Origin of the sequence: Arthrobacter sp. zg-Y877, from assembly GCF_030373105.1 — a bacterium.
Taxonomy (GTDB): Bacteria; Actinomycetota; Actinomycetes; order Actinomycetales; family Micrococcaceae; genus Arthrobacter_B.
The window spans coordinates 523,800-544,174 of the sequence record NZ_JAUCPU010000001.1 but is presented as its reverse complement, the minus strand read 5'-3'; the positions used below and the strand labels follow the sequence as shown (position 1 = coordinate 544,174).

Annotated in this window: 20 protein-coding genes; 9 read left to right on the top strand and 11 right to left on the bottom strand. The window is 66.8% G+C overall.

Translation table 11 applies throughout. From position 1 onward, the window contains the following. Positions 1 to 21: 21 nt before the first annotated feature. The gene (locus QNO03_RS02505) at positions 22 to 339 is read right to left on the bottom strand and encodes a YciI family protein (RefSeq protein WP_289601700.1); all 318 of its coding nucleotides are present in this window, start codon (positions 337 to 339) and stop codon (positions 22 to 24) included. A 203-nt stretch (positions 340 to 542) separates the two neighbouring features. Continuing rightward, entirely contained in the window at positions 543 to 872 is a 330-nt protein-coding gene (locus QNO03_RS02500; RefSeq protein WP_289601699.1) for a hypothetical protein, read from the bottom strand. Between the two features lie 1,088 nt (positions 873 to 1,960). Here QNO03_RS02500 and QNO03_RS02495 point away from each other — a divergent pair. From QNO03_RS02495 to QNO03_RS02485, 3 genes are all read left to right on the top strand, one after another. After that, positions 1,961 to 2,263 carry a DUF4193 domain-containing protein gene (locus QNO03_RS02495; RefSeq protein ID WP_146361938.1) on the top strand — a complete coding sequence of 101 codons (303 nt, stop codon included), beginning with the start codon at positions 1,961 to 1,963 and terminating at the stop codon, positions 2,261 to 2,263. Positions 2,264 to 2,353: 90 nt separating this feature from the next. Further along, on the top strand, positions 2,354 to 2,788 hold the full coding sequence (locus QNO03_RS02490) for a cytidine deaminase family protein (RefSeq protein WP_229948401.1): 435 nt from the start codon (positions 2,354 to 2,356) through the stop codon (positions 2,786 to 2,788). A gap of 7 nt (positions 2,789 to 2,795) precedes the next feature. Further along, complete coding sequence (locus QNO03_RS02485; protein ID WP_289601698.1) at positions 2,796 to 3,353, top strand: GNAT family N-acetyltransferase; 558 nt, start codon at positions 2,796 to 2,798, stop codon at positions 3,351 to 3,353. On the opposite strand, the gene QNO03_RS02480 is transcribed toward QNO03_RS02485, so the two are convergent. Beyond that, complete coding sequence (locus QNO03_RS02480; RefSeq protein ID WP_289601696.1) at positions 3,326 to 3,904, bottom strand: SOUL family heme-binding protein; 579 nt, start codon at positions 3,902 to 3,904, stop codon at positions 3,326 to 3,328. The genes QNO03_RS02485 and QNO03_RS02480 overlap by 28 nt on opposite strands. Before the next feature lie 109 nt (positions 3,905 to 4,013). On the opposite strand from QNO03_RS02480, the gene QNO03_RS02475 reads away from it, so the two are divergent. Next, a complete protein-coding gene (locus QNO03_RS02475; RefSeq protein ID WP_289602048.1) occupies positions 4,014 to 4,598 on the top strand; it encodes a peptide deformylase in 585 nt (194 codons plus the stop codon). Between the two features lie 12 nt (positions 4,599 to 4,610). Here the strand turns inward: QNO03_RS02475 and QNO03_RS02470 are convergent, their stop codons facing one another. After that, complete coding sequence (locus QNO03_RS02470) at positions 4,611 to 6,692, bottom strand: S9 family peptidase (RefSeq protein WP_289601695.1); 2,082 nt, start codon at positions 6,690 to 6,692, stop codon at positions 4,611 to 4,613. A gap of 57 nt (positions 6,693 to 6,749) precedes the next feature. Between QNO03_RS02470 and QNO03_RS02465 the strand changes: the two genes are divergently transcribed. The 5 genes from QNO03_RS02465 to QNO03_RS02445 all read left to right on the top strand — a co-directional run bounded on the left by QNO03_RS02465 (position 6,750) and on the right by QNO03_RS02445 (position 10,888). Beyond that, positions 6,750 to 7,586 (top strand): methyltransferase domain-containing protein, encoded by an 837-nt coding sequence (locus QNO03_RS02465; protein WP_289601694.1) that lies wholly within the window; start codon positions 6,750 to 6,752, stop codon positions 7,584 to 7,586. Between the two features lie 172 nt (positions 7,587 to 7,758). Beyond that, entirely contained in the window at positions 7,759 to 8,241 is a 483-nt protein-coding gene (locus QNO03_RS02460) for an NfeD family protein (protein ID WP_354003875.1), read from the top strand. A gap of 79 nt (positions 8,242 to 8,320) precedes the next feature. Beyond that, positions 8,321 to 9,289 carry an SPFH domain-containing protein gene (locus tag QNO03_RS02455; protein ID WP_289601692.1) on the top strand — a complete coding sequence of 323 codons (969 nt, stop codon included), beginning with the start codon at positions 8,321 to 8,323 and terminating at the stop codon, positions 9,287 to 9,289. A gap of 60 nt (positions 9,290 to 9,349) precedes the next feature. Next, entirely contained in the window at positions 9,350 to 10,255 is a 906-nt protein-coding gene (locus QNO03_RS02450) for a DUF3626 domain-containing protein (protein ID WP_289601691.1), read from the top strand. Positions 10,256 to 10,540: 285 nt separating this feature from the next. After that, complete coding sequence (locus QNO03_RS02445) at positions 10,541 to 10,888, top strand: RNA polymerase-binding protein RbpA (protein WP_227921562.1); 348 nt, start codon at positions 10,541 to 10,543, stop codon at positions 10,886 to 10,888. A gap of 111 nt (positions 10,889 to 10,999) precedes the next feature. Here QNO03_RS02445 and QNO03_RS02440 read toward each other — a convergent pair whose 3' ends face one another. From QNO03_RS02440 to QNO03_RS02410, 7 genes are all read right to left on the bottom strand, one after another. Continuing rightward, on the bottom strand, positions 11,000 to 11,728 hold the full coding sequence (locus QNO03_RS02440) for a polyprenol monophosphomannose synthase (RefSeq protein ID WP_289601688.1): 729 nt from the start codon (positions 11,726 to 11,728) through the stop codon (positions 11,000 to 11,002). Positions 11,729 to 12,224: 496 nt separating this feature from the next. Continuing rightward, complete coding sequence (locus tag QNO03_RS02435; protein ID WP_289601687.1) at positions 12,225 to 13,871, bottom strand: amidohydrolase; 1,647 nt, start codon at positions 13,869 to 13,871, stop codon at positions 12,225 to 12,227. 46 nt (positions 13,872 to 13,917) lie between these two features. Next, the gene (locus QNO03_RS02430) at positions 13,918 to 16,773 is read right to left on the bottom strand and encodes a DEAD/DEAH box helicase (RefSeq protein ID WP_289601686.1); all 2,856 of its coding nucleotides are present in this window, start codon (positions 16,771 to 16,773) and stop codon (positions 13,918 to 13,920) included. Between the two features lie 72 nt (positions 16,774 to 16,845). After that, positions 16,846 to 17,631 carry a twin-arginine translocase subunit TatC gene (tatC, locus tag QNO03_RS02425; protein ID WP_229948376.1) on the bottom strand — a complete coding sequence of 262 codons (786 nt, stop codon included), beginning with the start codon at positions 17,629 to 17,631 and terminating at the stop codon, positions 16,846 to 16,848. A gap of 47 nt (positions 17,632 to 17,678) precedes the next feature. Continuing rightward, positions 17,679 to 17,984 (bottom strand): Sec-independent protein translocase subunit TatA, encoded by a 306-nt coding sequence (tatA, locus tag QNO03_RS02420; RefSeq protein WP_229948374.1) that lies wholly within the window; start codon positions 17,982 to 17,984, stop codon positions 17,679 to 17,681. A gap of 32 nt (positions 17,985 to 18,016) precedes the next feature. Further along, positions 18,017 to 18,352 (bottom strand): hypothetical protein, encoded by a 336-nt coding sequence (locus QNO03_RS02415; RefSeq protein ID WP_289601683.1) that lies wholly within the window; start codon positions 18,350 to 18,352, stop codon positions 18,017 to 18,019. A gap of 42 nt (positions 18,353 to 18,394) precedes the next feature. Further along, entirely contained in the window at positions 18,395 to 20,365 is a 1,971-nt protein-coding gene (locus QNO03_RS02410) for a helix-turn-helix transcriptional regulator (RefSeq protein ID WP_289601681.1), read from the bottom strand. Positions 20,366 to 20,375: the final 10 nt, after the last annotated feature.

Sequence of the window (20,375 nt, the reverse complement as noted above, 5' to 3'; positions counted from 1 at the left end):
TGTTACTGGAGGGTTCACGTCTTACCCATACGTCACAGACCTTGGGATACCGACGGAACCAGTAGCGCCTTGTGTACAGCTGATGTTGCCTACGGGCGATCCAGCCAGCATCAGCTGTACACAAGCGGCGCGGACCGGCGCCCCGTCGTGAGGAAGGGATGCTGCCGGAGAGGATGCGCTGCCTTCCGAGAAATCCGCCAGGCCTTCACCGCCCAGCATGACGCCGGCGTTGATCATGGATTCGTTGTAGGCGCCTATCTGGTTGATCTGCTCGAAGGGGATGTCCTTGGAGGCTTTCACTGCCACGTCGGTGGCCCGCATGGTGAACATGTACTTCATGGCACCCTCCTTGCTGCTCGTTCGGTGGAAGGTGCTGCTGCGCCTCCTACTACGACGTCGGACGGGCAGGACGAATATCGACAGCGCGCAAAAACTCTTCCTTCCTGGCGGTGCACGGGCTCTGCTCAGAGCGGCTCCGGGGTTAGGGGAGTGGCTCCGGGGGAGCGGTGCCAGGGGAGCGGATCGCCCAGCCCGCGCAGTTCCTAGGCGCCAGGTCCGCTGATCGACACCTCGCCGGTGCTCAGAGTCTGCTTGAGGCAGTCTGCGATGCGCTGTGCATCTTCCGCCGTTGCCGATACAACCAGCCTGATTCCCAGGTGCGACGACGGGAAGTCGGCGGACTGCAGTGATTCTTCGATGCTTGGATCATCAAGGCACTGGCTGTATGGGCCGCTGCGGGGACCCGTAACCCCGAGATTCCAGCGGTCGCTTTGTGGGTTTTTTGGTTCGGAAGCAGCACCGCCGGCGCCGCAGCCCACCATGGACAGCACGACGGCACCCGCGATAACCGGGGCTAAGGTCCAAAGCCGCATGATTCCTCCTGGCTTCGCGCGGTGCTGGCGATGGCAGCGACCCTACACGAGACCACGGCTGGCCTCCGTGTGCCGGTCCGGCCGGTTCAGCTTTCTGGCGCCAATGTGTAGGCCCGTGGGCGATCTACTGTACAGATAACGGCCTTATAACCGCCGGATAAGCCCGTTATCTGCACACTAGATGACCGGTTGGTCCGGATAAGCCCGTTATCTGCACACTGAACACCGGCCGCACGGAAGCAGTCACCAGAGGCTGCACCCGGACGTCCGTCGCGCACAGGATCCCGCCGTCTGATGGCATTCTGTTTGGAGGAGTCCCATCCGACTCAGGTGGCAAAGAACTTGGAAGCCCGGTCAGGCCGGCCCCGGGGGACCTCCTCCTCAACGCTAGTTGACATAATGTGGATTATCGGCGTTTATATCGGGGTCCCTAAAGGAGCCAAACCGCCATATATGCCCGTGAACGTCTATGTGCCCGAAACTGACGCTAATCCCCCGGTTTTGAGCGCTTTTGAGTGGATTTTGGTGCTGCGGTGGTGTCCGGCCGGCCGCTGGAGCTTTTGAGGCGTAGGACGGCGCGATGCGGCATCCGGCTGCACCTACGGCCTGATCGCCTGGAATGCGTAACCTGGTTCAGCAATTCCGGTCCTCCGCAGACCATCCGGACCGCACGGCGATGAGTTGACATAACGTCCCCCGGGCAGCCGGACGGCTTCTGGTGCGGGTTGACATAACCGCCTGCCAACACTTCCCCGCAGCTGAAACCGTTGAAGGCGGTCCACCATTTTCCGTCCGGCCGCACACCATGCTGCCGCCTGAATCCGGTTGACATAACGCCTCCCACCAGCCGCAGGGACGAGTTGCATGGTTGACATAACCTAGCTGGCGGGCACTGCCCTGCCGCGGAGCCGAACCGTGCACTGAGGCTACCCCGGCGGGAATACCAAAACCCGACGGGATGTTGGTCACTTTCGAGGCGAATTAAGCAATCCGGGGTCCGCCACACCTGTACGGTTTGGTGCAGCGACTTACGTTGCCCTATATGATCTACGCTTCACCCCCCACAATCAGGAGATAAGCACAAGAAAATGGCTACCGATTACGATGCCCCGCGCGTCAAGGAAGAAGACCAGCCGACAGACTCCCTGGAGGGTCTGAAAGCTCAGCAGCGCGGCGGAGCGATGACAGCTGTCATCGATGTCGAAGAGTCAGATGCCATCGACGGGTTTGACCTTCCGGGAGCTGACCTTTCCGGCGAGGAACTCCTCATCAAGGTAGTTCCCCCGCAGGCTGACGAGTTCACCTGCATGTCCTGCTTCCTGGTCCGCCACCGTTCGCAGATTGCCCGCGAAAAGAACGGCGAGGCCTACTGCGTGGACTGCGAAGGCTAGGCTCTCTCCCAAGCCGCACAGCCGGGTACCGCCAGACGGCGGCCCGGCTGTTTGTCTTTTAACGCAGCATCTTCCCCATAGACTCTGCGCATGCCCACTTCCCTTCCCTCATCGGCCCTGCCCCTCACTCCGGCGGACCTGGCGCTCGTGGACCTGGCGCGGCGGACCATCGACGCCGCCACCGACGCCGGGCCCGGAGAAGACGGTATTCACACCATGGGTGCGGCAGTCCGCACGGCCGACGGCCGCATGCACGGCGGCGTGAACCTCTATCACTTCACTGGCGGTCCCTGCGCCGAACTTGTCGCCCTGGGTGCGGCACGGGCGGCGGGAGCTGGCGATCCCACCTGCATCGTCGCCGTCGGCAACCATGGCCGCGGCGTTCAGAGCCCGTGCGGCCGGGACCGGCAGGTCCTGGCCGATTACTACCCCGGGATCCGCGTGATTGTGCCGACGCCGGACGGTCCGGTCAGCATACCGGCGGCAGACCTGCTGCCGCTGGGATTCGTCCCGCCGGCGGGATAACTGCGCCATGCCCACCTCTCCCCTGCTTCGGCCCTGGACAATGGCCGACGCTCCCGCCCTTCGGGCTGCCTTTGCCGCCGATCCATCGCTGGAGTACCAGTTCGGCGCCCGGTTCGACGACGTCGGCCAGGCCGCGGCGTATCTGGTGGCGCATCCGGCCGTGTCCCCGCAGCGGCGAAGCTTCGCGATTGACGTGGACGGCACGGCAGTGGGCAGTATCGACGTCAGCGCCATTGACCCGCGGCACCAGACCGCCTGGGTGTCCTACTGGGTGGCGCCCTCCGCCCGTGGCCGTTCGCTTGCCGCGCGGGGTGTTGCGGCAGCAGCACAGTGGGCCTTCGGCGACGGCGGCCTTTTCCGCCTGGAGCTGGGACACCGGACCAATAACCCGGCGTCGTGCCGGACGGCGCTGCAGGCCGGGTTCAGGCGTGAGGGTGTTGAACGGGCGAAGCTGCAGTACGGCGGAACGCGTTTTGACGTGGAGACCCATGCCCGGCTGGCCACCGACCCCGTTCCCGCCGCCGCTCCCCTGCCGTTTCAGTCCCCCGGGCCTTCAACGTCCTGAAGAACTTCGTTGCGGCGCAGGAACCAGGGCCGGAACGGCGGATCGAAGCGCGCAAACCGCGGGCTGCCCAGGACCGTGAACCCCTCGGCAGTCACCGCCGACTGCAGGGCCGCGAGGTGGCCCTGCACATTAGACTCGCTCCAACGCCCCGTAAACGCCGCCGCGGCGGCGGCCTGCCCGGGCACCGGAACAATACTGACGGCTGGATCCTCCGGAACGGGTGCGGTCGAAGCGGTCAGATCCGCGGGCAGCACGAAGGCCACGCAGAATGCGCCCGGTATCGGGCTGGGTTCCATCAGGACCGGTGCGGTCATGGCCAGGCCCGGACCTGCCCGTTGGGCGGAAGCCGGCCAGCCGCTCAACTCCAGACCGTACGACGCCGGGAACGAGCTTCGTCCGCTGAGATAGGCGTACAGGTACCGGAAACCGGCGTTCCCGGCCCCCTGGAACCCTGAGTTCACGGTGACCTGGGCAAGCAGATGCGCCGGATAATGGCGCAGCTCAAAACCGGGAAACCGCCCCAGGACCGTGTACTGCTGCTGCTGGACCATGGTGGAGCCGACGTTACGCCGCCCCGCGGCACCGGAACACCGTAAGGGCCACTAGGATAAAGCGGTGCCCACAGATTCCACCACCCTGCTTCGCGACCTGGTCCTGCCGATGCTCGAGCAGGAACTCGTGCCGATAGTCCAACTGGGGCACCCGGCCCTCCGCCGCGCTGCACTGCCATTCGACGGCGAACTCGATGCCGTTGAACTGGAGGCCCTCGTCGCGCTTATGCGCCGGGTCATGCACGCCGCACCCGGAGTTGGCCTGGCGGCACCGCAGCTGGGTATTCCCCTGCAGATCGCCGTGCTGGAGGACACCTACGACGTCGGAACGGACGCCGCGGCCGTGCGCGAGCGGGTGCCCCTCCCCTTCTTTACGATCATCAACCCCCGCTACGAGGCCGACGGTGACGAGACGGCTGAGTTCTACGAGGGTTGCCTCTCCTTCGAGGGATACCAGGGCGTAGTCCGCCGCCCGCGGTCTGTCGTGCTGGACTACACCGACCCGCAGTCCCGGCAGCACATGGAATGCTTCAGCGGCTGGCAGGCCCGGATAGTCCAGCATGAAACGGACCACCTCTACGGCACGGTGTACGTGGACCGTATGCTTCCCCGCTCGCTGTGCAGCAATGCCGAGTACACCCGACGCTGGGCCTCGCCGGACATCGACGAGGCCCGGCGCGTACTCGGGTTCTAGCGGCCCGGCTGCTTAGATCCGGGCGGGTTCCCGGCCCGCATCCAGTTCCGGTTCCGGTTCGGCGGCCTGTTCCGGGGCCGGATTCTGCGGTGTCGGCAGCCAGCGGGCCCACCAGGCCAGCAGGTGCTCAAACCGCTGCCTCCGGTGCCAGGGCGTCCCGCTGCGTGAGAGTTCGTGGTTCTCGCCCGGGAAAAGCAGGAGGTCTGTGGGTACCGAGCGCAGTTTCAGGGCGGTGTAGTACCGCTGGGCCTGTTCCACCGGGCACCGCAGGTCCTGTTCGGAATGGACCACAAAGGTGGGGGTCCGCACCGCATCGACGCAGGCCATCGGACTCTGCGCGGCGACGCCGGCAGGATCGGTCCCCGTATACCCGGCGCTGAAGAACCAGCCGATGTCTGCCGAACCCACAAAGGACAACGGGTCCAGGAACCCGCGTTCCACCACGGCTGCGGTGAACCGGTGGTCGTGGGCAATGGTCCAGGCCGTCAGGTAACCGCCGTAGGAGCCGCCCATGATGCCGAGCCGGTCCCGGTCGAGTTCGGGATGGACGGCCAGCGCGCCGTCCACGAAGGCCAGCACGTCGGCGAGGTCATGGGTGCCCATGGCCTCCTTGATGCTCCGGCCGTGTGCCTGTCCGTAGCCCGCCGATCCGCGCGGATTGCACATCAGCACGGCGTAGCCGGCGTTCGTGTAAACCTGGGTTTCGTCGAAATACCCCCAGCCGTACTGGGCAAAAGGACCGCCGTGGATGTTCACCAGCACCGGGTGCGGTCCCGGCCCCTCCGGCAGGGCGAGCCAGCCGTGCACCGGATAGCCGTCACGGGAGGGATGGGTTTCCTCCACCGGGACCGCCACTGTGGTCTTTTGCCGCAGCGCGTCGGAGAAATCGGTAACCGGACGTATTCCGCCGCCACGTTCGACGTCGACGATGGCCAGGTCGCCGGCGGTGTGGGGGTCGGTATAGGTGACCACCACCGTGCCGCCTGCCGAGCCCGCGGACTCCACGACCCGGGGGCCGGAAACCAGCACCTCCACTCCACCGCGGGGATCGGCTGCGAGGAGTTCGCCCGTCCCGCGGGTGCGGTTGAACACCAGTGCCTCAGCAGCGTTATGGGGCACGATGGTGCCTTCGGCCAGGTCCACCGTCTCCGGATCGGTAAGCCGGCGGACCGCTGCCGGGTCCGCCGTCGGCGCCACGTAGAGCGCGGTATTCCGGGCCACGAAATCCGTACCCGTGGCGGAGACCTCCTGACCCAGATAGAAGAGCCAGTGGCCATTGGCGCTTTCCACCGGGTCGGAAACCGACAGCGGGTTTGCGGGGTCGTGCGTGGTGAGCCGGCGCAGCCCGGTCCCGTCCGGGCGGATACTGAAGACGTCCGACACCAGGGAGGCATCTGCGTCCGGCGAGGCAGTGAACAGGATCGTCGCGCCGTCCGCGGAAAACACCGGCTGAACGTGGTCCACTCCACCGGAGGTCAGCTGTACGGCTTCGGGTACGCCGGATGCAGTCCGGGCGTCACCGTCCGTGGACTTTGCCCGCCCGCGGGGAGCAATGTACGGCTCGGCATCGAGGTCCGGCAGGGCCAGATGGAAGATGTGCAGCGGTTTGTCCGCGGTGTAGCCCACCCCGTTCATCCGGTACTTGAACGTGGTGATAAGCCGGGGATCCTCACCGTCCGGCCCCACGCCGTCCGTGGTCCCGTAGCGGCCTTCCTCCGGCACCCGGGCGGAAAACACCACGCTGGAGCCATCGGGTGAAAAACTGAACCAGGACACCCCCAGCTTCGCGTCGGTCAGCCGGACGGGCTCGCCGCTGCCGGCGCCCAGAACGTATAACTGCGCCGCCTCCCCCGGCGCCGCCCGCAGGAAGCCCAGGCAGGAACCGTCGGCACTGTACTTCGGGGAGGTATCGCGGAAACCGCGGGTCAGGCGGCGCGGCCTGCTCCCCTGTGTCAGCGGCACCCGCCACAGCTGGCCGGTGTAGGCATCGGCCCCGAAGTCCGGACGGGTCACCGAGACCACGCAGTGCAGGGCATCAGGATGCACCGCCGGGGCGGACAGGGAATTCAGGAGAGGCAGGTCACATGGTTTCACGCTCCGAAGCCTAATGTCCGCGGCGGCCCCCGCCAACTGCCGCCTTAGGATGGAAACATGTCCTCCCTGCCACCGCTGGTATGTCCCGTATGTGGCAGCAGCCTCGAACCAGACGACCTTTTCCGGACACTCAGCTGCCCGGATGGACACCGCTACGATGCGGCCAAGCAGGGGTACTTCAACCTCCTCACGGGTGGCGGGACCAAATTCCAGGCCGATACCGCCGCCATGGTCCAGGCGCGTGCGGATTTCCTGGCGGCCGGGCATTACCTGCCGATGGCCGCCGAGCTGGGACGGATGGTCTCCGATGCCGCTCCGGAGGCCGGCGTCGTCCTGGATGCCGGTGCGGGAACCGGCTATTACCTTGGGGAGGTCCTGCGGACGCTGCCTGCGGCGTCCGCGGTGGCGCTGGATATTTCCAAGTACGCCCTGCGCCGGGCCGCCCGCGCACTGCCTCGAAGCTACGCGCTGGTGTGGGATGTCTGGCGCCGGCTTCCGCTGCCGGATGCCTCCGTGGATGTGATCCTGAATGTCTTCGCGCCGCGCAACCCGGCCGAGTTCCGCCGTGTCCTGGTCCCCGGCGGGCTCCTCGCCGTAGTGACCCCGCAGCCAGGACACCTGCAGGAAATCCGCGGCAAAGCGGCCATGCTTGGGATCCCCGCCGAGAAGGAGGAGCGCGTTACCGCGTCCCTGGGCGCCGGTTTCACTCCCCTGCATACCAGCCACTGCACCTACACCATGCAGCTGGCGCGCACCGATGTCCGCAACGCGGTACTGATGGGTCCCTCTGCCCGGCATCTGGCATCTGCCGCCCTTGAAGAGACCATCTCCACGCTGCCGGATCCCCAAGCGGTCACCGCCTCCTTTTCCCTCCAGACATTCCGGGCGGACTGACCCGCGCAGACTGACCCGGACGGCGGAAACGTTATCCATCCGTCTCCGGGATCCCTAGGTCTGCCGTGCGGACTCGGGCAGAATGAACTAAACGCGCGGCACCGCCGGTTGCAACGCCGGCTGTGTTCGCCCGCTGTTTAGTCCGGGGAGGCTCCGGGGTAAGGGGAAACCGATGCAGGAAATCTACGAATGGCTGCTCAGCTACGGCTGGGCGCTCTGGCTGGTGCTTTTCCTGGGCTTCGCCGCGGTGGAAGCCCTCACCCTGGACCTGTTCTTCGCGATGCTTTCCATCGGCGCACTCGCGGCCATGCTGACTTCCTTCTTCGCCGCACCGTTGTTCCTTCAGGTGGTGGTGTTTGCCGTGGTAGCCGTGCTGATGATCGGCGCGGTACGGCCTTTCGCCCTCAGGCACCTTCAGCACAGCACGAAGGATCAGCTTTCCAACATTGACCGGATCGTGGGCGCTCCTGCACTGACCCTCGAATCCGTGACTGCTTCATCCGGCACCGTAAAGATCGGCGGGGATACCTGGAGCGCCCGCAGTGCCGACGGGTCCCTGCTGCCGCCCGGCGTCGCGGTGAACGTGGAACGCATCGACGGCGCCACCGCCGTCGTCGTCCCGGCAGCGGACACCGGAACGGCAGCCACGCACTGAACCTTCCCCGCACAGCACCGCCGCTGTCGGAGGACCAACCGCGGGATCCGCCCGGATGCCGCTGAACCCAAGGGGGAACATGGGTACCGGAACAACCGTCCTCATAGTAGTTCTAGCCGTCCTGGTGGTCTTTGTCCTGGTTATCCTGGTCAAGGCCGTCAAGATCGTCCCGCAGGCGCGGGCGGGGGTGGTGGAACGCCTCGGGAAGTACCAGCGAACCCTGAATCCCGGCCTGACCATCCTGATTCCGTTTGTGGACCGGATGCTGCCGCTTCTGGACCTGCGTGAACAGGTCGTGTCCTTCCCACCGCAGCAGGTCATCACCGAGGACTCACTGGTGGTCTCCATTGACACCGTTGTCTACTTCCAGGTGACGGACGCACGGGCAGCCACCTATGAGATCGCCAATTACATCCAGGGCGTCGAACAGTTGACCATCACCACGCTGCGGAACGTGGTGGGCGGACTGAACCTTGAAGAGGCGCTGACCTCACGTGACCGGATCAACGGGCAGCTGCGCGGCGTCCTCGACGAGGCGACCGGGCGCTGGGGCATCCGGGTCTCCCGCGTGGAGCTGAAGACCATTGCGCCGCCGCTGACCATCCAGGATTCGATGGAAAAGCAGATGCGGGCGGAACGTGAGCGCCGCGCCACCGTGCTGACCGCAGAGGGCAGCAAGCAGTCCCAGATCCTTACCGCAGAAGGGCGCCGGCAGGCCGCCATCCTGGCCGCCGAGGGTGACGCGAAAGCGGCGATCCTGCGGGCCGACGGTGAGGCCCAGGCCATCGCCAAGGTCTTTGGCGCGATCCATAAAGGCAACCCGGACCAGAAGCTCCTGGCCTACCAGTACCTGCAGACCCTGCCCAAGCTGGCCGAGGGCACCTCGAACAAGGTGTGGATCATCCCCAGTGAACTGGGTGAGGCGCTCAAGGGCGTCGGCAGCGCCCTGGGGGATTTTGTTCCCGACGCAAAGCCGTCCTCCAACGGCAGTACGCCGGCACCGGCCACTGGTTCGGCCGTGGATCCGGAGACCTCCCGTCCGGCGTAAGCCGCGCGAAAAGGCCTGGTCCTGTGCAGGAACTGCGGCGCGGCCTGTAGGGTGTGCGCCATGGAACCGGCAGCGCACCCGGCGCACCTATCGGAGCAGGACCTGACTGAGCAGGATCTGACAGGGCAGGACCTGTGGCGGCGGGCCGTTGAGCATGTCGCAAGGCAGTCTGCCGGCCCACCCCTTGACCGGAGCCTGGATATCACCGTGCATTTCCATCCCGACGCGCCAGTGAAGGGCAGGCCGCTGCTGGAGCATTTGGTGCTGGACGGGGCTTACCGTTCGCAGTTCGAGACCGGTACGGGTAACGGCGGCCTGACGGCGTGGGCGGGTGGTGACCGGTGGCGCTGGGAGCAGCGGATGTTCGGCGGGGTGTACGACGGCGCGGGGCCGCGGCAGCGTCCGAAGTACGGTTCGCTGAACTATAGGCGCAGAGACGTGGGCGGTTCGGTCCGCTTCGGGTCGTCCCACTTCCTGCTGAAGCGCTCAGAGTACCCAAGGGTCACGTTTTGCTATCCGGACAGCAGCACCGAGCCGGAGCACTTCGGCACGGCAGACGCAATGCCCCTTGTGGACATGGCGCTGGAGCACGCGCCGCGCAGCGGCCTGGATGTCCTCGACGACCATGTGGAAGCCCATATCCACGGACCCTTGAGCATCAGCCGCCACGTTGAGGCGTTGGTCCTCGACCCGTCATACCGGGGCACGGACGTGGAAGCGGCAGCCCTGACCCTGCCCTGTCCGGTGCGGTGGCACCAGGGCTTCCGGCTCAGCGTGGATGAGCTGGAGCGGCACGCGGACTACCGGGGTGGGGCGGTCGTTTCCGCGGGACGGACCATCGCGCAGGACGGTTGGTTGGATCCCCGGGTCATCGGGGAATCCGTCCGGGCAGGGACCCACGACCGGCAGACGCTCAAGCAGGTGTGGCACTGTGTGGCACGGTTCGGTTATGACTGGAACAGCTGAGCGGGCGGATCTAAGGGGCAACCGGGAACGGCCCCCCGGGCCGGCCGGGGCCATGTTAGCCGATTCCATGCCGGTGCCGGTATAATTGGCTGTTTGCCGGGCAACAGCCGCGGCACGGAACGGTACCGCCGCCGGGAACAGCTGCAGCGCCGTTGGCGTTGTACTGATTGTTACGGGCAGTGAGGTTCCGGCCGGTCCCCCGCCCCTTGGGTGGAAGGCCGGGCACGGCACCGGCATAACAGAGGGATCCGCCAGCGGATCCAGCGGATTGAAGAGGGAGAACAGATGAGCGATCGTAGCCTGCGGGGTATGCGCCTCGGCGCACAGAGCATGGAGACGGAATCCGGCGTTGAGCCGGCTCCCCGCCAGCGGGTGGAATACCGCTGTGAGGACGGCGAGCGTGTTTTCGTAACGTTCGCTGCCGAAGCGGATGTACCCCCGGTCTGGATTTCCAAGACCGGCAAGGAAGCCCTTCTGGTCGACGGCGAGAAGCCCGACACCAGCAACGACAAGCCGGTGCGTACGCACTGGGACATGCTGCTGGAACGACGCAGCATCGAGGAACTCGAGACGATCCTGCAGGACCGCCTCACGATCCTGCGCGAACGCCGCGGAGAGCGCACCAGCGCCTAGACCGCCGCAGCGCCTGTAGGCGTACAGGCAGACAGTAGTGCGGAAAATGTAAAAGCGGGGCGGCTGCCAATTGGCAGCCGCCCCGCTTTTTTGCGTTAAGCCTGTCGGGTGTCAGTCCCGTCCGGTGAGTTTCCGCCACCGGGCAGACAGTCCCCAGCGGGTGACGTTGGCCATCGCCTCAACCACGATGTTGCCGCTCATCTTGGAATCGCCAAGCTCGCGTTCAACAAAGGTAATCGGTACTTCGGTGATCTTCAGGCCGAGCCGTGCCACGCGGAACGTCATGTCCACCTGGAAGCCGTAGCCCACGGATTCGACGGCACCGAGATCCAGCTGTTCCAGCGTGTTCCGGCGGAAGGCACGGTAGCCTGCCGTGATGTCGCGCACCGGGATGCCCAGCATGAAACGGGAATACGTGCTTCCGGCCCGGGACAGCAGCTTGCGGCGGAGCGGCCAGTTGACCACGGATCCACCCGAGACCCAGCGGGAACCGATCACCAGGTCCGCACCGGCCTTTGATGCTTCAAGCAGGCGGGGCAGTTCTTCCGGGCGGTGTGAGCCGTCAGCGTCCATTTCCACCAGGATGTCGTAGCCGCGCTCCAGGCCCCAGCGGAAGCCTGCGATGTACGCGGCTCCGAGACCTTCCTTGCCCTTGCGGTGCAGCACGTGGACCTGGGGGTCCGCCGCGGCGATTTCGTCGGCGTAGGCTCCGGTGCCGTCCGGGCTGTTATCGTCCGCGATCAGTACATCCGAATCGGGAACTGCGTTCCGCAGCCGCTTCAGGGTTATGGGGAGCGACTCGATCTCGTTGTAAGTGGGGATGATGGTCAGGACACGCACTCGGTAAGCCTTTCAGCGGACGGAAGCCGCGGTGTTCGCGGCCGGGACGGGGTTCCTCCCCCGGCAGATTACCCAGTATATGGGAGTCCGCGGCTCCGCCGGTCAGGGCGCTATAGTCCCAGCACGCACAACCGGGCGGGTCCTGCCGTCTTCGGGCCAGTTCCGGCAGGCTGCCGGACCTGTTTTCTACTGACGGTTGAACCCACCCGGTTGTGATGATGCTGGACCCGGTCACCCGGTTCCCGAGGCGCATTCGCCCCGGTGCGGGGGAACAGGCCATGGCAGTACGGTGCCGGAAAGGCTGCGCCCGGAGCACTGATGTGGACGAAGTCCAGATCAGTGCCGGGTCAGCCCCCAAGACCGGTCCCGACTGCAGTGCTCATAGCCTACGTGCTGGTCGGCCGCTGTCAATAAGCCGCCTGACTAGGACGTTTCCATGTCCGTGCAGGTCAGACACGGTGCCGGCCGGCGCCGGAGGGCGCAGGTAATTTCCCGTTCAGGCCAGATCCGCGGCACGGTAAAGCTCGCGGCCGTTGTGGACGGTCTGCAGGCAGCGCGGTTCGTCGCCGTTGTCCAGCGCCGGCAGCAGCGGCGTGCCGGCCCGCGGGTCCGTGCTCCACGCCGAAACGTTGGCGTCGGGCGTCTGGACCATCAGTTCCTGTACTTCCCACAAGGCGAAGGATGCCGGTGCTCCGGCGGCCAACTGGCCGCGCATGAAATTGCTCTCCCCCGCCGCACGCCAGCCGGCGCGGGTGTGTCCAATGAAGGCCGCACGCGCCGAGACGCGCTCTTTCGGATTGGAATGAGAGACCGCAGCGCGCACCCCGGACCAGGGATCCAGCGGCAGTACAGGGGTGTCGGAGCCCAAAGCCACGGGTACGCCGGCGGACAGCAGCGAAGCCATCCGGTTCATGCTCCGGCTCCGGTCGCCGAGGCGCTGTTCGTACAGCCCGCCGGCGTGGCCCCAGGCGGCATCGAAGCCTGGCTGGAGGCTGGCCGTGACGCCGAAACGCAGCAGTTCAGCGATGGCGGCATCATCCGTCAGCTCGGCATGTTCCAGCCGGTGGTGGGCTGCCCGGACGGCCGCCTCCCCCACGGCGTCGGCAGCCAGCCGCAGACCGGCAACCGCGGTGTCCATGCCGGCGTCGCCGATCACGTGGAAACCGCCCTGCAGCCCCGACTTCGTCATCAGTTCCAGGTGCCGGCCAACCTGCTCCGGGGTGAGGTACATGGTGCCGCAGCTGTCGGGCCGGTCGGTGTACGGTTCGCGCAGTGCTGCCGTCCGGGCGCCGAAGGACCCGTCGATGTTCAGGTCGCCGGCCAGACCCAGCAGCCGGCCCTCGAAGTACTCCACGAGCCCGGCAACTTCGGCTTCGGTCTCCACCAGCTGGCCCCAGTAGGGCAGGATCTGGGGCAGCGGGTCCCCGCTCAACGCTCCGTCCAGGCCCAGCAGCCGGCGCAGATCCTCGGGCGGGGCAATATGCGGTGCGGCCATTTCCGTCACGGCCACGACCCCGCGGGACGCTGCATGCTTCAGGGCAGCCAGCTGGAACACGCCGCGCTGGTCCAGGCCGGCGTCGCGGGCCACGGTGCGGGCCGCGTCATGGGCGGCACGGACGACAAAACCGTCATCCCAGCCGTCGTAGTCCTGCAGGCCCAGTTCGGCCGCCAGACTGCCCGACACGGCCGCGCAGTGCACATCCGACCGGGACAGGTACACCGCCCGGTTGCCGGAGGCTGCGTCCAGTTCGGCGGCGGTGGGCGCGCGGCGTTCCGGCCAGCGTGATTCGTCCCAGTTGGAGCCCAGGATCAGGCCCGTGGTCCCGGCGGCATGGTGTGCCACCTTGTCCAGCAGATCGGCCAGGGAGGTGCACCCGCTCAGGTCCAGGGTAGACAGGGACATGCCCAGCTCGGTGGTGTGGACGTGGGAGTCCACGAAACCCGGGGCAACGAGGGCGCCCCGTAGATCCACCACGTCCATCCTGCTGTCCTGGATGGACGTGGCCGCCTGTTCCGAACCCACCCAGGCGATCGTGTCGCCGTCGACCAGCATGGCGGTGGCAAAAGGGTCTCCGGCGCTGTAAACCGAGCCGTTGCGGTAGAGCGTCAGCGTGCGCGCGCTCGGAAGGGGACTGCCGTTCAAGGACTCACCTGTTTTCTGTAGGACGTGTGGGGTGGGCGGCGGCTGGTCAGTCGCCGACGTTGGAATAGGCGACGACGCCGCGCCGGACCAGGCCGATGGCGTCCAGGAAGCGGCGCCGCATTCCGGCCGGCAGATCCGGGACCTTGGCCAGCTGGTCCAGCAGATCGATAACCTGCTTGGCCCAGCGGACAAAGTCCCCGGCGGCCAGCTCAGTGCCGTTCAGGGCCACCTGCAGGTGCTTGCCCTTGACCCACTTGTACATGGGCCAGACCAGGCCGAGTTCCGGCTCGGTGGTCTGGGGCAGCCGGGATGCCTCTTCAAGGTCCGTCAATTCGGACCACTGGCGGATCACGGTGTCCACAGCGGATTCCAGGGAGACGCTGGGCATCTTCGGCCGCAGGCCGCGCTCTTCACGTTTTGCCTGGTAGACCAGTGCGCTGGCCAGGCAGGCCAGCTCGGCGGCGTCGAGCTCCGCAAAGGCACCGTGTTCCAGCGACAGGGCCACGAGCAGGTCCTTTTCGCCGTAGATCCGCCGCAGCTTCTGTCCGGCGGGCGTCACGGTGTCGATGCCGGTCTTGTCCGGGGCCACGTAGCCGTATCGGGTGAGCACATCGCAGACCCGGTCGAAGGTCTTGGCGATGGTGTTGGTGCGGCCCCGGATCTGGCCCACGAGGTTGTCGGTTTCCCGGCGCAGCTTCCACCAGCGCTCGGCCCAGCGGGCATGGTCTTCCCGTTCGCTGCAGCCGTGGCAGGGGTGGGCACGCATCTTCCGGCGCAGTTCCGCTATGGCCTTCTCCTGCCGCTCCGTGCCGGCGGTGTGCATGGCACTGGCGCGGGCGGCAGCGGGGCGCGGCGGCCGGTGGTCGTGCAGGGCGTTGCGCAGGGACGAGGCGAGGTCCCGACGGTCCTTGGGTGAGCGGGCATTGAAGGATTTCGGGATGCGGATGTGCGAGACCGGTTCGAGGGCATCGTCGAGGTCGGCAGCACTGATGCGCCGGATCTGCTTGTCCTCCGTCAGGATCGAGGGCCGCACCTCGCGGGCGGACGCATCTACGTCCAACACGACGGCGTGGCCGGAGTTCCGGCCGCCGGGAAGGAACACGATGTCACCGGGGCGCAGGTTCTCCAGCGACGCGGCTGCGGAACTGCGGCGGTTCCGGGCCTTCGTTTTGGATGCCGTGTTTTCGAGGTCCGAGAGCTGCCGGCGCAGTGCCGCGTACTCGTTGAAGTCCCCCAAGTGGCAGGTCATGGCCTTTTCGTAACCGGCCAGTGATTCCTCCCGGGAACGCACCTGCTTGGCCAGGCCAACGACGGACCGGTCGGCCTGGAACTGGGCGAAGGAGGATTCGAGGATCTCCCGGGCGCGCTCCCTGCCGAACTGGGCAATCAGGTTGATGCTCATGTTGTAGGTGGGCCGGAAGCTGGAGTTCAGCGGGTAGGTGCGCCTTGAGGCCAGGCCCGCCACGGCTGCCGGGTCGGTGCCGGGCTGCCACAGCACGACGGCGTGGCCCTCAACGTCGATCCCCCGGCGTCCGGCACGTCCGGTCAACTGGGTGTATTCGCCCGCGGTGATGTCCACATGCGCTTCCCCGTTAAACTTGTCCAGCTTCTCCAGCACGACCGAACGGGCCGGCATGTTGATGCCCAGGGCCAGGGTTTCGGTGGCGAAGACGGCGCGGACCAATCCGGCGGCGAAGAGGCGTTCGACCACTTCCTTGAAGGTGGGCAGCATGCCGGCGTGGTGGGCGGCGAAACCACGCACCAGGCCTTCGCGCCAGGTCCAGAAGCCCAGCACCTCGAGGTCTTCCTCGGGGATGTCCTGGGTGGCTTCGTCCACAATGCGGGCGATTTCCCGGCGCTCGTCTTCGTCCGTCAGCCACAGCCCGGATTCGACGCACTGGCGGACAGCCCCCTCGCAGCCGTTCCGGGAAAAGATGAACGTAATGGCGGGCAGCAGTCCGTTGCGGTCCAGCTGCGCGATGACCTGCGGGCGGGAGGCCCGCTGGATGCGCGTGATCGGCGGGCCGCGGTGTCCGGAGCCGCCGGGGCGCCCGCCGCGGGAGGAATCCCGCCGGCCGCCGCGGGAGGAGCCGCGCGGACCGCCCCAGTGGCTGCGCTGGGTAACACGGGACTCGGCGCGTGCCAGTTCCATCAGCTCGGGGTTGACCCGGTAGCGCTCCTTGATGCCCGGCTGTTCATCCGCGGCCTCGTCGAAGGACACATCGGATTCGAACAGGTCAAAGATCTCGCGTCCCACCATGACGTGCTGCCACAGCGGCACGGGCCGGTGCTCGGAGACAACCACGTCGGTGTCGCCGCGGACAGTGTCCAGCCACGCGCCGAATTCCTCCGCGTTGGACACCGTGGCACTGAGCGACACCACCAGCACGTCGGAAGGAAGGTGGATGATGACTTCCTCCCACACTGCCCCGCGGAACCGGTCCGCCAGGTAATGCACCTCATCCATGACCACGTAGCCAAGGTCCATGAGGGTGTCCGAGTTGGAGTACAGCATGTTCCGCAGCACTTCGGTGGTCATAACGACGACGTCGGCGTCCGGATTAATGCTGGTGTCGCCGGTCAGCAGGCCGACCCGGTCGCTGCCGTAGGCTGCGGCGAGCTCAGTGTATTTCTGGTTGCTCAGTGCCTTGATGGGAGTGGTGTAGAACGCCTTCAGCCCCTGCTGCAGGGCGAGGTACACGGCAAACTCCCCCACCACCGTCTTGCCGGCTCCCGTGGGGGCGGCGACGAGGACGCCGCGGCCGGCTTCGAGGGACCGGCAGGCGTCGGACTGGAACGCGTCCAGCTCGAAGCCCAGCGACTGCTCGAAGACACCCAGCCGGGTCCTGGCATGTTCGGAACGTTGTTTCGCGGCAAGGTACCGCTCCGAAGGAGAAGTCATAAACCCAGCCTATGCGCTGTGCCCGCGGCCGATTGCCACAATCATCGGTGGGCGAACGGCCCCCGGCCGGCCCTACAGCTTGTTGATGGGGGTCGCCTTGTCGGCGTCGGCCTCCACGGCGGCTTCGCGCGCAGCCTGTTTCCGGACGCGGCGCCGGTCATTGATCAGGCAGATGCCCACCGCCAGGGCGAACAGCGCCAGGAGCGGTGCAGCCAGGTAGAACATGCTCAGGGCGTCGGCACCGGGAGCCGCCATGGCTGCGAAAAGGCAGATGAGGAATACCGTAATACGCCAGTACTTGATGATGGTCCGGCCGGCCAGGAGCCCGGCCAGGTTCAGTCCCACCAGGAAGACCGGAATCAGGAAGGCAATGCCGAAGGCGAGCATCAGCCGCAGCACAAACGCCAGGTAGACCGAGGCAGTGATGACGTTTGAGCCGCCTTCGGGGGTGAACTCGGTGAGGACGCGGACCGCGTTGGGCAGGATCAGCCAGGCCAGGTACACGCCGCCGATGAACAGCGGTACGGCGGCCGCCAGGAAGCCCAGGGCGGCACGGCGTTCCCTGCGCTTCAGTCCCGGGGTGATGAACGCCCACGCCTGGTAGAGCCACACCGGGCTGGAGACCAGCAGGCCGACGAAGACCGACACCTGGACCATTTGGTCGAACGGGGTGGCCACGCCTTCAAAGTTGATGGTGGTGAACCGGCCGTCGCTGTTGCCGGCATCCAGCAGTGGCTGGGTCAGCGCTTCAAATACGGGCAGGTACAGGAAGAATCCGCCAACGGTGCCCAACAGGACAGCGATGGCGGATTTGAAGAGCCGGTTGCGGAATTCCCGCAGATGCTCTTTAAGGGCCATCCGCCCTTCTGGGTTGGATTTGCGCCCTTTGCTCAGCGCCACGGCTGCTAGCGGCTGGTTGGCGGGTTACCCGCAGAGTCCGGGGATGCGCCCGGAGTGCCGGACGGCGGGGTCTGCCCGGGGAAGAACGTCTGCTCGGAGGCCTTCGGATGCGCTCCGGGAGGAACCACCCGGCCCTCCATCGGATCGGTCGAAGCCGGGTCCTTGTCGTCGTCCTTCATCTGGCGCACTTCGGACTTGAAGATGCGAAGGGACTGCCCCAGGCTCCTTGCCAGTCCCGGAAGCTTCGGGGCGCCGAAGAGCAGGAGAGCCAGTACGACAATAACGATGATTTGCCAGCCTTCAAGCCTCATGGCGGTGTCCTTTCGTTGGAGAATATTCTATGTCAGAGTTCCGGGAAATCCCGCCATGCCCGCGGCTGGCCCTTGGCCATACGCCGCTCGACGCGGCGGCGGCGCCTGGCCTCGATGCGGGCGGCCTTGCCGGCGTCGTACGCCTTCCGCGCCTGGGCCGGTTCAGTGAAGATGCCCGCGGGTTCCTCGTCGACGACGGTGGACGGAACGGTGTCCGGTGCCTTCAAGGTCAGCTTCGCGGAAGCAGCTTCGAATTCCCGGAGGATGCCAAGAAACCGCCGGAACAACCGGTAGCCGATGAGGGCATAGAAGCCTGCGGCGCCTGCCACAAGGGCAAACCAAATCAGTATCCAGGACCACCAAGGCATACCCCCAGCATAGTGGAGACGGCTGTACGATCCGACCGGAGGCTAGGCGGGCGGATAGTTTGCGGCCGCCTCCTGCAGCCAGGCCAGGGTGGCCTGCCGCAGATCCGCGGGTGCCGCAACGGCGGCGGCCCCGCCCAGCCGGGCTGTGAACGCAGGAATCCAGCCGGTATCCGCAGTGCGCAGTTCCACGGCCGTACGGCCGTCCGCCAGGGGCGCCTGCCGCTCCGCGTCGTAGGCCTCGGCAACCCAGAGGGCGGCCGGCTCCAGGACCAGGGTGACCCGCTGATCCAGCGGACCAGGCGTGAACAGGCTGGAAGGGAACGCGGCGCCGGGCTCGGGCGCGTGGGTCAGCGCCGCGCCGGTATCCCGTACTCCGTGGATCCGGTCGACGCGGAAATTACGCGGCGCCTCGGCCCGGTGGCACCAGGCTTCGAGGTACCAGGTGTCGTCCACCGAGAAGAGGCGGCGCGGGTCGACGGTGCGGAGCGTGAGTTCGTCCCGGCGCGGCACCAGATAGCGCAGCTCGAGCTGGCGGGTGCCGGTGATGGCCTGTTGGAGTTCGGCCAGCACGGTGCCGCCGGCGGCGTCGTCCAGGCGGGCCGCGACGGCGGTTCCGACGCCGCCCGCCTCCCCCGCGGCTTCCGTCAGCTTCTCCAGGGTGCTGGCAACCGCGGCGGAGGAACCGATGCCCGGCAGCGCCGACAGCGTGTCGAGGCCGACGATCAGCGCCGCGGCCTCGTCCATGCCGAAACGCACCGGCTCGGAGAGGTTGTCGGCGTTCTCGATGTAGATCCGGTCGTCGTCGAAACTGACATCCATCAGTTCGTTGGGGTAGTGCCGGGGGCCGCTGACGAACAACAGGTCCAGGTCCTTGGCGAGTTGTTCCTTGCTGACACCGAAGGCAGCGGCGGTCTCGTTCATGTCCGCACCCTGGTTCGCGAGGACGTAGGGCACCAGGTCCAGGAGCCGGGTAAGCCGGTCCTGGGCGCCCGTTGCCGGGCGTCGGGCCGGCGCGGCGGCTTCGGCCAGTTCGAAGTCCGGAAGCGGCAGGCTTTGTGCCTGGAGGGCGCGGGTAAGGGCAGCGCGGACGGCGTCCACGTAGTCGGCTGGCTCCACGGCTACGGCTGCCGCGCCGAGGGCGGCGGTGTCCGCGGCCAGTGCGTCCAGGTCGCGGACGCTCAGCTTCAGCCGATCCCTGCCGCCGGCAGCCGCTTCGACCGATTCTGCCTGCATCCGCAGGGCGGCCCCGGCACCGTGGCGCACCTCGACGGCGGCCGGCTGCGGAGCGTACAGCCCATCCAGGGAGGCGAGGGAAGCATCGATGTCGAAGTCCGCGGGCACCGTGTAGGTCCCGGTGCGCAGCCGGACCGGGCCTTCCATGCGGGAAAGCCGGAAGATGCGCTCCGCTGCCCGGTCCAGGTCGTAGCCCACGAGGTACCAGTGGCCGAAACGGCTGCCCATTCCCCAGGGCTGGACCCGGCGTACGGACTGGGCGGCGGAGCCCGGGGGCCGGTAGCCGAAGGTGACCGGGGTGCGGGTGGTCGCTGCCCGCCAGATCTCGTTGAAGTGCGGATCGTTGGTGCGGATGCTGGGCTGGAGGGGGATGCTGCCGGCGTCATCGGGCAGCACTCCCCGGGCATGGAGTTTGCGCAGTGCACGGGCTGCCGCGGAGCCGAGCGAGGCCTGGTCCCACATGCGGGCCGCAAGGGTCAGGACTGCGGATTCCTCGGGGGTGAAGCGGACGCCCGGGAGGCGGTAGGCGTCCTGCCGGATGCGGTAGCGCTGGGTGGTGTTGTCCTCGAACAGGGTTTCTTCGCTGTAGGACTCCACCGGGATCCCCTGCTCGCGCAGGAAGGCCTTGTCGCGGTCGAAGAGTTTCTCCCGGGCATCGGCGGTGGCGGCTTCTCCGTACAGTTCAATCTCTTCGAACAACTCGTGCTTGGTGAAGCCCCTGCGCGTGGAGAGCAGCGCAATGACCAGGTTCAGGAGGCGTTCGGTTCTCTTGGCGGACACGGGAGCTAAT

Coding starts and splice junctions, on each gene's coding strand:
- tatC (WP_229948376.1), bottom strand. CDS start 17,631: ATGGCCCTTAAAGAGCATCTGCGGGAATTCCGCAACCGGCTCTTCAAA.
- QNO03_RS02500 (WP_289601699.1), bottom strand. CDS start 872: ATGCGGCTTTGGACCTTAGCCCCGGTTATCGCGGGTGCCGTCGTGCTG.
- tatA (WP_229948374.1), bottom strand. CDS start 17,984: ATGAGGCTTGAAGGCTGGCAAATCATCGTTATTGTCGTACTGGCTCTC.
- QNO03_RS02475 (WP_289602048.1), top strand. CDS start 4,014: ATGCTCGAGCAGGAACTCGTGCCGATAGTCCAACTGGGGCACCCGGCC.
- QNO03_RS02490 (WP_229948401.1), top strand. CDS start 2,354: ATGCCCACTTCCCTTCCCTCATCGGCCCTGCCCCTCACTCCGGCGGAC.
- QNO03_RS02450 (WP_289601691.1), top strand. CDS start 9,350: ATGGAACCGGCAGCGCACCCGGCGCACCTATCGGAGCAGGACCTGACT.
- QNO03_RS02465 (WP_289601694.1), top strand. CDS start 6,750: ATGTCCTCCCTGCCACCGCTGGTATGTCCCGTATGTGGCAGCAGCCTC.
- QNO03_RS02495 (WP_146361938.1), top strand. CDS start 1,961: ATGGCTACCGATTACGATGCCCCGCGCGTCAAGGAAGAAGACCAGCCG.
- QNO03_RS02415 (WP_289601683.1), bottom strand. CDS start 18,352: ATGCCTTGGTGGTCCTGGATACTGATTTGGTTTGCCCTTGTGGCAGGC.
- QNO03_RS02505 (WP_289601700.1), bottom strand. CDS start 339: ATGAAGTACATGTTCACCATGCGGGCCACCGACGTGGCAGTGAAAGCC.
- QNO03_RS02485 (WP_289601698.1), top strand. CDS start 2,796: ATGCCCACCTCTCCCCTGCTTCGGCCCTGGACAATGGCCGACGCTCCC.
- QNO03_RS02480 (WP_289601696.1), bottom strand. CDS start 3,904: ATGGTCCAGCAGCAGCAGTACACGGTCCTGGGGCGGTTTCCCGGTTTT.
- QNO03_RS02460 (WP_354003875.1), top strand. CDS start 7,759: ATGCAGGAAATCTACGAATGGCTGCTCAGCTACGGCTGGGCGCTCTGG.
- QNO03_RS02455 (WP_289601692.1), top strand. CDS start 8,321: ATGGGTACCGGAACAACCGTCCTCATAGTAGTTCTAGCCGTCCTGGTG.
- QNO03_RS02430 (WP_289601686.1), bottom strand. CDS start 16,773: ATGACTTCTCCTTCGGAGCGGTACCTTGCCGCGAAACAACGTTCCGAA.
- QNO03_RS02445 (WP_227921562.1), top strand. CDS start 10,541: ATGAGCGATCGTAGCCTGCGGGGTATGCGCCTCGGCGCACAGAGCATG.